This window comes from Phenylobacterium sp. (assembly GCF_028290885.1).
GTDB lineage: Bacteria > Pseudomonadota > Alphaproteobacteria > Caulobacterales > Caulobacteraceae > Phenylobacterium.
The window spans coordinates 1-8,934 of sequence record NZ_JAQGIZ010000154.1 but is presented as its reverse complement, the minus strand read 5'-3'; the positions used below and the strand labels follow the sequence as shown (position 1 = coordinate 8,934).

Below are 8,934 nucleotides of genomic sequence, written 5' to 3'. Positions count from 1 at the left end.
TCGGTGCCGCGGTGCAGCAGGCCGATGTGCGGATCGACCCGCTCGACGATCTCGCCGTCGAGCTCCAGCACCAGGCGCAGCACGCCGTGCGCGGCCGGGTGCTGCGGGCCGAAGTTGATGTTGAACTTACGGATCTTGGTCTCGCCCGGGACTTCGGGTGCGAAGAAGTCGCTGTCCTTGGCGGGGGCGTTGGCGCCGGTCACTTGCTGGGCTCCTTCGCGGCCGGCAAGGCCTTCTCGTCGCCGGGGATCAGCGGGGCGTAGCCGGGCTCGGCGCCCTCCCAGGGCGACAGGAAATCCCAGTTGCGCCACTCCACCGACTTCACCGGCTCGTAGACCACCCGCTTCAACTCGTCGTCGTAGCGGACCTCGACGTAGCCGGTCATCGGGAAGTCCTTCCGCAGCGGATGGCCGTGGAAGCCGTAGTCGGTGAGGATGCGGCGCAGGTCCGGGTGGCCGTCGAAGAACACTCCGTACATGTCGAAGGTCTCGCGCTCGTACCAGTCGGCGCAGGGGAAGACGTTCGTCACCGAGGGCACGGCGGTGTCCTCGTCGGTCTGCACCTTGATCCGAACGCGCAGGTTCTTGGTCATGGACAGCAGGTGGTAGACCACGTCGAAGCGCCGCTCCCGCTCCGGGTAGTCGGCGCCGCAGACGTCGATCAGCAGGGTGAACCGGAAGTCCGGATTGTCGCGCAGGTAGGTCAGCGCCTCGACGATCCGCGGAGCCGGCCCGGTGAGGTTCACCTCGCCGTACATCACCTCGTAGGTGGTGATCGCGCCCTTGGACTTGGCGACCATTTTCTGGCCGAGCTTTTCCAGGATCGGCAGGGGTTGGGGCCAGCTCATCGCATGATGGTCCCGGTGCGGCGGATCTTCTTCTGCAGCTGCAGCACGCCGTAGACCAGCGCCTCTGCCGTCGGCGGACAGCCGGGCACATAGACGTCCACCGGCACGATCCGGTCGCAGCCGCGCACAGTCGAATAGCTGAAGTAGTAGTAGCCGCCGCCGTTGGCGCAGGAGCCCATGGAGATCACGTAGCGCGGCTCGGGCATCTGGTCGTAGACCTTGCGCAGGGCCGGAGCCATCTTGTTCACCAGCGTGCCGGCCACGATCATCACGTCGGACTGGCGCGGGCTGCCGCGGGGCGCGAAGCCGTAACGCTCCAGGTCGTAGCGCGGCATGGACGCCTGCATCATCTCGACCGCGCAGCAGGCGAGGCCGAACGTCATCCACATGAGCGAACCGGTGCGCGCCCAGGTGATCAGGTCATCGACGCCGGCGGTGATGAAGCCCTTGTCGGCGAGCTGCTGGGAGACGCCGTCGAAGAACGGGTCATGGGCGTCGGGGTTGTAGCCTTCGACGCTGGTGCGCGCGCCCACATTTGCGGGCAAGAGGGGGGCTTGGCCCCCCGGGCCGGCCGGAACGATCACTCCCATTCCAGGGCTCCCTTCTTCCACTCGTAGATGAAGCCCACCGTCAGAACGCCCAGGAAGCTCATCATCGACCAGAAGGCGAACTGGCCCATGGCGGCGGGCAGCTTCATCAGCGCCACCGCCCACGGGAACAGGAAGGCCACTTCGAGGTCGAAGATGATGAACAGGATCGAGACCAGGTAGAATCGCACGTCGAACTTCATCCGCGCGTCATCGAAGGCGTTGAAGCCGCACTCGTAGGAGGAGAGCTTCTCGGGGTCCGGCGCCTTGGGCGCGACGCCTGCGGCGAAGAGGATGAAGATGATGCCGAGCGCCGCCGCGATGCCTAGGAAGATCACGATGGGCAGGTACTGAAGCAGGAACGCGTTCATAGAGTCCTCGGGGAGTCGCGGGCCCTTCTAGACCACACCTCCGGCGGTTTCAAACGGGGCCTTGCTGCGGCGCGAAAAGGTCACGAACCGGTGGCCCTGAGCTCACAGAAAACGGCCTTGCGCGGGTGGCTGCGGCCGCATCTGCCGTTGACACGATTCCGGCCCGGACCTATCAGACGCCCCTCGCGTTTTGCGCGGGTCCAAGTTGCGGATGTAGCTCAGTTGGTTAGAGCGCCGGCCTGTCACGCCGGAGGTCGCGGGTTCAAGTCCCGTCATTCGCGCCACTTGCGCCGATCCCAGCCAGTCCCACCGTATTCGCCGACCCCGGCTCGTCCGCGACGCAGGCGAGGCCCCGATCGCTGGCGCGCTCTTCGCCAGGCTTCAGCACCGCCAGCGCGGCGCGGCGGCCTTTCACCCACCACTGCAGGCCATAGCCGGTGTAGCGCGCGCCGCTGTCCGCCGGCCCGAGCTTCAGGGTGTAGGCATGGTCCTTGTAGGTGACGACGGCGGTGGCGGGGTCCGGATAGCCGGCGACGATCGCCTGGCCGTCCGCGCAGTGGTAGGCCGTCACGCCGGCGTCGGGGTTGACCGCGCCACCGCCGGGAGCCGCGGCCGGCGGTTTCGGCTCGGCCGTCCGACCGTGGCAGCCCCCGAGCCCGATGAGCGCCAGGAACAGGAGCGGCGGCGCCCTGAGCTTGTGGTCCACGCCTTGCTCCCTGACCGGCTTCTCGGCCACCATGATTCGAGACCCCGAACACGATATCCCCGGTGCGAGGCGAAGGCATGGATGAAGCGACCCGCGCGCAGCACGTCGAAGCCATCCGCCGCGACGGCTACACCATCGTCGAGGACGCCATCGCGCCCGATCTGGTGGACGGCCTGAACGAGGCCCTGGCGCGCCTCGAGCGCGACCTGGGCGCGAAGCCGGCCGGCAACGGGTTCGAAGGTTGCCGGACGGTGCGGATCTACAACCTGCTGGCCCATGGCGCGCCGTTCGCCGAGGTCCCCGTCCACGCGTCGGTGCTGCCCATCGTCGAGGGCGTGCTGGACCCCGGCTGCCTGATCTCCTCCCTCTCGTCCATCGCGATCGACCCAGGCGAGACCGCCCAGCCGATCCATGCCGACGACCAGGTGATCCCGCTGGAGAAGCCGCACGCGCCGATCGTCTGCAATTCCATGTGGGCTCTGACCGACTTCACCGAGGCCAACGGCGCGACCCGCCTGGTCCCCGGCAGCCACCGCGAGCCGAACCCGGAATACGGCGGCGCCTACGAGACCATCGCCGCGGAGATGCCGAAGGGCAGCGTGCTGCTGTGGGACGGCGCACTCTGGCATGGCGGCGGCGCAAACCGCACCGACCGGCGGCGGACCGGCATCGCCATGAACTATTGCGCCGGCTTCATCCGCCAGCAGGAGAACCAGCAGCTCGGGCTCGACCCGCGGCTGGTGAAGGGCTTCCCGCCCCGCCTGCAGGAACTGGTCGGCTACGGCGTCTACCGCGGCCTGATCGGCCATATCGACAAGAGCAGTCCAGCTCAACGGCTCAATGGCGGCGGCGAGTTCCGTTCGATCTGGGAAGGCGGCTAGGTTGCGGGCCGCGCGCCGTCCATGGCCTCGTCGAAGAGGTCGAGCATGGCGCGCCACGATCGGCGGTCGGTCGGCTCGTGATACTCGAACCCGGGCATGCCGAGCGCGCCGACGTTCGGATTGGTGAAGCTGTGGCCAGCGCCGCCGTAGACGTTCATCCGCCAGTCCACGCCGCCGTCGGTCATCTCCTTCTCGAAGGCCAACCGCTGGTCTGGCGGGATGATCGGGTCGAGGGCGCCGATGCAGGTGAGAACCTTGGCGCGGATGTTCCTGGCGTCCTGCGGGCGGGAGGTGGCCAGGCCGCTGTGGAAGCCCACGACCGCCTTCAGGTCCGCGCCGCTTCGAGCCAGTTCCAGGACCGTGGTGCCCCCGAAGCAGTAGCCGATCGCCGCAAGCCGGGTCGTGTCGGTCTGCGGCTGGGCAGCCAGCACCGCCAGGGCCGCTGCGGCCCGCGCGCGGATGCCGCTGGGCTCGGCCATAAAGGCGGTGATCCGCGGCATGACCTCGTTGCGGTCCGCCAGCGGCTTGCCGTCGCCGTAATAATCCATGGCGAAGGCGACATAGCCCGCCTCGGCCAGCCGCCGGGCGATCGACTTGGTGAGGTCCACGAGGCCGCCGCCCTCTGGCGCGACCAGCACGCCGGGACGCTTGCCGGGCAGGGTCTCGTCGACCGCCAGCCAGCCGACCAGCCGGGCGCCGTCGGCATGGTATTCGATGTCCTCGGTCTTCATGCGCCGCCCCTTCAGGCTACCGGTTCGGTTTCCCTGGCCAGCACGAAGTCGTCCGGACTGGGGGCCAGCGACGCCCGCCAGTAGTCGATCAGGCCGAACGGCCAGTTCTGGCTGACCCGGCCGAACTCGTTCTTGTACCAGCTGGTGACGTTGGGCGAGCCCCAGGCCCACCCCTTGTTGGCGTCGTCGACCCGGATGTTGAAGGCGTCGTGGACGTCGGGCTTCACCTCGATGGCCTTGGAGCCGGTCTCGGCCAGCAGCCTGAGGCAGCCCACGATGTAGCGGACCGCGCACTCCGAGAAGAAGATGATCGAGCCGTTGACCACGATGTTGGTGTTGGGTCCGTAGATCATGAAGAAGTTGGGGAAACCCGGCACCGTCATGCCGAGGTAGGCGCGCGCGTCGCCGGCCCAGGTCTCGTGCAGATCGCGCCCGCCGCGGCCCTTCACCTTCAGGCCGGAAAGGAACTTCGAGGCGGTGAAGCCGGTGCCGTAGATCAGCACGTCGACCTCGTGCTCGGTCCCGTCGGCGGTGACCACGCCCCTGGGGGTGATCCTGGTGATCGCCTGGGTGATCAGCTCGACGTTCGGCCGCTTGAGCGCGCCCAGCCAGACACCGTTGTCGAGCACCGCCCGCTTGCCGCCCACCGGATAGGTGGGGACCACGTTGGGCAGCAGGTCCGGCCGGTCGGCGACCTGGGCGGCCAGGGCGGCGGCGGCCATCTCCCGCAGGCCGAGGTTGGCTTCGCCCACCGCCGTCGTCGGGCCGTCCCAGCCCTCGTCGGCCTTGACCATCGGCAGGAAGCCCTCGGTGGTCATCCAGAACAGCCAGAAGCGGTACCACTTGTCGTAATAGGGGATGTGCTCGAGCAGCCATTTCATGCCCTCGGGCACGTCCTCGTGGTAGTGCGGCACGGGCAGGCCCCAGGGCGGGGTGCGTTGGAAGACCTTCAGGTTCGCCACCTTCGGCGCGATCTCCGGCACGAACTGGTAGGCCGAGGCGCCGGTGCCGATCACCGCCACGCGCTTGCCGGCGAGGTCCACGTCGTGGCGCCATTCCGCCGAGTGGAAGGCCGGCCCCTCGAAGGTCCCGACGCCCTCGATCTGCGGGGTCCTCGGCTTGTTCAGCTGGCCGACGGCGGTGATCACGGCGTTGGCCTCGACGGTCTCGGCCCGGCCGTCCTTGCCGCGCAGCTCGACGCGCCAGAGCGAGCGGGCCTCGTCCCAGGCCAGGCTCTCGACGCGGGTCTCGAAGCGGATGTGCTTCTTCAGGTCGTACTTGGCCGCGACGCCGCGGAAGTATTTCAGCAGCTCCGGCTGCGGCGAGAAATACTGCGGCCAGGCGTGGTTCGGCTCGAAGGAGTAGCTGTACATGTGGTTGGAGTTGTCCACCCGGCAGCCCGGATAGGTGTTCACCAGCCAGGTGCCGCCGACGTCGGGGTTGGACTCCACGATCTCGAACGGCACGCCGGCCTGCGACAGGCGGACGCCGGCCAGCACGCCCGACATGCCCGCGCCGATCACCAGCACCTTCAGCTGGCGGGCGGCTTCCTTCAGCTGGGGCTGCTCGAACTGCGGGTCCTTGCTGCTCTTGCCGGAAATGGCGAGCTCATCGATCAGGAAATCCGCATAGACGTCCGGGATCGGCCCGCCGCCCACGAAGTCCATCATCCTGCGCAGCGTCGGCCTGTCCGGGCTCGCCGCGTTCACCGGACCGCCGGCCAGGAAGGCCTCGATCACGACCTTGGCCTTGGCGCGGATGTCGGCCTGGACCTCGTCCGACAAGCCCGGGTCGCCGCGGGAGAGCGGCGTGTAGACGGGCGTCCATTCCGGCTTCAGCCAACCCGGGTCGCCGGTCATGTGCACCATGGCCGCGAGCAGCGCCGGAAGGTGTGCGGCCTCCAGGGCCGGGTTGAGCTCGGCGTCGGACATGGTCGTTTCCCGCCAGGTTATCGTTGTTCAGCACCATGACTCGGCTCGACGGCGGCTGTCACCCGGAAAGCCGCTCCGCCTGACGGGCGCGGATGCGATCCATCACCGCGGGCGGCAGCGCCAGGCCCGAGGCGGCGAGGTTCTCCGCCAGGTGCGCCGGCCGGGTGGTGCCGATGACCGCTGAGGCGACGTTGGGGTTGGCCAGCACATAGGCGAGCGCGGCCTGTGGACCGGTCATCCCGGGCAGCCCGTTCAGGAAGCCGAAGCGGGCGCCTTGTCCGACCTCGCGCCGGTGCCTTAGGAGGCCCCGGGCGGCGTACCAGAGGTCGCGCGGGGCGCGCAGCTTGGCGACCTGCCAGCCGGTGTGGCCCATGGCCAGCGCCATGCCGGCCAGCACCCCCTTCCCGGCCGCCGCGGCCTGGGCGATCAGCGGCTCGCGCTCCGGGCGCAGCACGTTGTAATCTACCATCACCACGTCGAAGTCCGGCAGGCGCGCGACGTAGGCGATGACCGCGGGATCGAAGCTGTTCACCCCCAGTGCCCGGACCAGCCCCCTCGCCCTCAGATCTTGGAGCGCGCCACGCAAATCGTCAGTCAGCTCGGCGATCGCCGGGCCGTGCAGCTGCAGCAGCGGCAGGACCTCCAGCCCCAGGTTGCGCAGGCTGCGCTCGGCGCTGGCGACCACGGCCGTCGGTGAGAAGTCCCGCCCGACCCGCCCGCGGGCGGCGAAGGTGCCGGCTTTGCTGGCGACGACCAGGCCGGACGCATCGCGGCCCTTCAGCGCGCGGCCGAGCCTCGGCTCCGCATGGCCGCCGGAATAGCTCGCGCCGGTGTCGAAGAAGCTGACGCCGCCGTCGATGGCGGCGTGCACCAGCCGCTCGGCGACGGCTTCCGAGAACTGCGGCTTGCCCCACCAGCTGGCCGCGCCGAAGCCGATCTCCGAGACGGTCAGGCCCGTCCGGCCTAGCGGGCGGTAAATCATCGCCGCCTAGGGCGTCCGCTGGGCGTCGGCGATCGCTACGGTGCTCATGTCCGGCTCGGCGTCTTCGCTCACCAGCAGCAGGCGGCCGAACAGCAACCTCACGAGCACGAAGACCACGCCGGCGCCGCCGACCATGGCCACGTGGATCATCCAGAACTGCACCGGCGTCATCTTCTCGTAGAGCGTGCCGAGATAGCCCACGAGGATATTCCCTGCCCAGAGGTGCAGATAGTAGAAGCCGATCACCAAGCCCGCGATAGCCTTGGGCGCGGCCCGCGAAAACAGCGCAAGTCCGACCGGTAGGACATTGGCGAAGCCGATGTCGTTCAACAGGTGGAAGGCCAGCAACCAGTTGAAGCTGACCTTTTGGCCGGCCGGCGTCAGCGCCGCGCCCGCCGCCAAGCAGCCCACGCCGGCTGCTGCAAAAAAGCAGCCGATGGCGATCTTGCCGAGCTCGTCCGGCTCCGGGAACCGGGTCTTCCAGGCCCGCCAGAACATCACCATGCCCAGCAGGGTGGCGACGGAGACGATGGAGTCCACCGACAGCATCTGGCTGGTCAGTATCTGGATGCCCAGGAAATGCAGGTCGGCATTGGCTTGGGCCCACACCAGATAGCCGTTGTAGATCTGATTGTTGCCGACGATCGACAGCGCCAGCACCGGCAGGATGAGGGCCAGTAGCGCCAGCACAGCCACCTCGCGCTTGGTCAGCGCCGGCCGGGCAACCTTTTCCGCCTTGGCCTTGGCGCCGCGCGGAGGATCGGGGGGCAGGCGCTTCAGGCCGGAAAGGTAGATCACCAGGGCGATCAGCATGGCGACGCCCGCCGCGCCGAATCCATAGTGCCAGGCGATCCCCTGGCCGAGGTAGCCGGTGATCAGCGGGCCGAAAATCACGCCGCCGTTGATGCCCAGATAGAAGATCTGGAATCCGTCGGCCCGGCGGGTGTCGCCGGCCGCGTAGAGCGCACCGACCTGGGTGGCGATGTTGCCCTTCAGGCACCCGGCGCCGATCATCAGGCAGACCAACGCCAGCAGGAACGAGCCGTCGAAGGCCATCAGGAAGTGGCCGACCGCCATGATGCTCGCGCCGACGATGATCGTCCCGGTCCGCCCGACCCGGTCGGCGATCAGCCCGCCGAGCAAGGGGGTCAGATAGACGGTGCTCGAATAGACCAGATAGATCGCCGATGAGAGCTGCTGGTTCGAATAGTGCGCCCCGCCCGCGAACACCGCCTCCAGGATGGGGCGCAGAACGCTCAACCCGACGACGTGCTCGACATGGCCCGGCTTCAGCAACTGGCCATTCATATAGAGCACCAGCAGCGCGATCATCCCGTAGTAGGAGAAGCGCTCGAAGGCCTCGGTGATGGAGAGGTAAGCCAGCCCCTTGGGGTGGCCCAGGAAGGCACGATCGTCTGCGTCTGCGGTAACCGCGGTCATGGAATCCTCCCCAAGGACCGCGCAGATAGGCACGAAATCTCCCCGGGTGGGAAGCCGCCTCGTTTAGCGGGGCAGCGCCTTCGTCTCGCGCTCGACGATGGCCACGATCTCCTTCCAGGCGCGCGTCGTGGGGATCACAAGGTCGAAGTGACCCGCATCGGGGATGGCGACGACCTCGGCCTTGTCGCCCGCTTGCCGCACCTTCGCGGCATAGGCGAGACCCGTGTAAGGCGGCATGACGGAGTCGAAGACCCCGTGCACCATCACCACCTTCGCGCCGGTGGGCAGCAGCTCGGCCGGTGAGGTGTCGGCGTAGGGGGCCTTGCGGCCGGCGGTGTCGATCAGGCGATCGATCGTGTCGTCGCCGCAGGGCAGGCCGAAGGCCTTGCCCTGCCCCTTCAGGTCGCCGATCCCCGCCAGGCTGACGACCGCTCCGATCGCCAGCGGATCGGCGGTGT

Annotated in this window: 10 protein-coding genes, 1 tRNA gene and 1 pseudogene; 2 read left to right on the top strand and 10 right to left on the bottom strand. The window is 68.4% G+C overall.

What is annotated here, in order from left to right; translation table 11 throughout:
* From JWP28_RS10445 to JWP28_RS10430, 4 genes and pseudogenes are all read right to left on the bottom strand, one after another.
* Positions 1 to 203 (bottom strand): annotated as a pseudogene (locus tag JWP28_RS10445) (NADH-quinone oxidoreductase subunit D); the annotation flags it as partial.
* Positions 200 to 847: an NADH-quinone oxidoreductase subunit C gene (locus tag JWP28_RS10440; RefSeq protein ID WP_299542700.1), complete on the bottom strand. Its 648-nt coding sequence runs from the start codon at positions 845 to 847 to the stop codon at positions 200 to 202. The pseudogene JWP28_RS10445 and the gene JWP28_RS10440, both read right to left, overlap by 4 nt.
* Positions 844 to 1,458: an NADH-quinone oxidoreductase subunit B gene (locus JWP28_RS10435; RefSeq protein WP_299542699.1), complete on the bottom strand. Its 615-nt coding sequence runs from the start codon at positions 1,456 to 1,458 to the stop codon at positions 844 to 846. Before JWP28_RS10435 ends, JWP28_RS10440 begins: the two co-directional genes overlap by 4 nt.
* A complete protein-coding gene (locus JWP28_RS10430; RefSeq protein ID WP_299542698.1) occupies positions 1,428 to 1,805 on the bottom strand; it encodes an NADH-quinone oxidoreductase subunit A in 378 nt (125 codons plus the stop codon). Before JWP28_RS10430 ends, JWP28_RS10435 begins: the two co-directional genes overlap by 31 nt.
* A 207-nt stretch (positions 1,806 to 2,012) precedes the next feature.
* Here JWP28_RS10430 and JWP28_RS10425 point away from each other — a divergent pair.
* A tRNA-Asp gene (locus JWP28_RS10425) sits at positions 2,013 to 2,089 on the top strand.
* Here JWP28_RS10425 and JWP28_RS10420 read toward each other — a convergent pair.
* On the bottom strand, positions 2,068 to 2,511 hold the full coding sequence (locus tag JWP28_RS10420) for an MliC family protein (protein ID WP_299542697.1): 444 nt from the start codon (positions 2,509 to 2,511) through the stop codon (positions 2,068 to 2,070). The two genes, JWP28_RS10425 and JWP28_RS10420, sit on opposite strands and share 22 nt — an antisense overlap.
* 77 nt (positions 2,512 to 2,588) lie before the next feature.
* Here JWP28_RS10420 and JWP28_RS10415 point away from each other — a divergent pair, with 77 nt between their 5' ends.
* Complete coding sequence (locus JWP28_RS10415; protein ID WP_299542696.1) at positions 2,589 to 3,392, top strand: phytanoyl-CoA dioxygenase family protein; 804 nt, start codon at positions 2,589 to 2,591, stop codon at positions 3,390 to 3,392.
* Here the strand turns inward: JWP28_RS10415 and JWP28_RS10410 are convergent.
* The 5 genes from JWP28_RS10410 to JWP28_RS10390 form a co-directional block, all read right to left on the bottom strand.
* Positions 3,389 to 4,123, bottom strand: a complete 735-nt coding sequence (locus tag JWP28_RS10410) for a dienelactone hydrolase family protein (protein WP_299542695.1) — start codon at positions 4,121 to 4,123, stop codon at positions 3,389 to 3,391. The genes JWP28_RS10415 and JWP28_RS10410 overlap by 4 nt on opposite strands.
* Positions 4,124 to 4,134: 11 nt before the next feature.
* Positions 4,135 to 6,054: an FAD-dependent oxidoreductase gene (locus tag JWP28_RS10405; RefSeq protein WP_299542694.1), complete on the bottom strand. Its 1,920-nt coding sequence runs from the start codon at positions 6,052 to 6,054 to the stop codon at positions 4,135 to 4,137.
* A 58-nt stretch (positions 6,055 to 6,112) separates the two neighbouring features.
* Entirely contained in the window at positions 6,113 to 7,036 is a 924-nt protein-coding gene (locus tag JWP28_RS10400) for an aldo/keto reductase (RefSeq protein ID WP_299542693.1), read from the bottom strand.
* A 6-nt stretch (positions 7,037 to 7,042) separates the two neighbouring features.
* On the bottom strand, positions 7,043 to 8,476 hold the full coding sequence (locus JWP28_RS10395; RefSeq protein WP_299542692.1) for a peptide MFS transporter: 1,434 nt from the start codon (positions 8,474 to 8,476) through the stop codon (positions 7,043 to 7,045).
* Positions 8,477 to 8,539: 63 nt separating this feature from the next.
* Positions 8,540 to 8,934, bottom strand: a 395-nt coding sequence (locus JWP28_RS10390) for a prolyl oligopeptidase family serine peptidase (RefSeq protein ID WP_299542691.1), incomplete at its 5' end; no start/stop codon positions are given.

Coding starts and splice junctions, on each gene's coding strand:
- JWP28_RS10415 (WP_299542696.1), top strand. CDS start 2,589: ATGGATGAAGCGACCCGCGCGCAGCACGTCGAAGCCATCCGCCGCGAC.
- JWP28_RS10395 (WP_299542692.1), bottom strand. CDS start 8,476: ATGACCGCGGTTACCGCAGACGCAGACGATCGTGCCTTCCTGGGCCAC.
- JWP28_RS10400 (WP_299542693.1), bottom strand. CDS start 7,036: ATGATTTACCGCCCGCTAGGCCGGACGGGCCTGACCGTCTCGGAGATC.
- JWP28_RS10440 (WP_299542700.1), bottom strand. CDS start 847: ATGAGCTGGCCCCAACCCCTGCCGATCCTGGAAAAGCTCGGCCAGAAA.
- JWP28_RS10410 (WP_299542695.1), bottom strand. CDS start 4,123: ATGAAGACCGAGGACATCGAATACCATGCCGACGGCGCCCGGCTGGTC.
- JWP28_RS10430 (WP_299542698.1), bottom strand. CDS start 1,805: ATGAACGCGTTCCTGCTTCAGTACCTGCCCATCGTGATCTTCCTAGGC.
- JWP28_RS10405 (WP_299542694.1), bottom strand. CDS start 6,054: ATGTCCGACGCCGAGCTCAACCCGGCCCTGGAGGCCGCACACCTTCCG.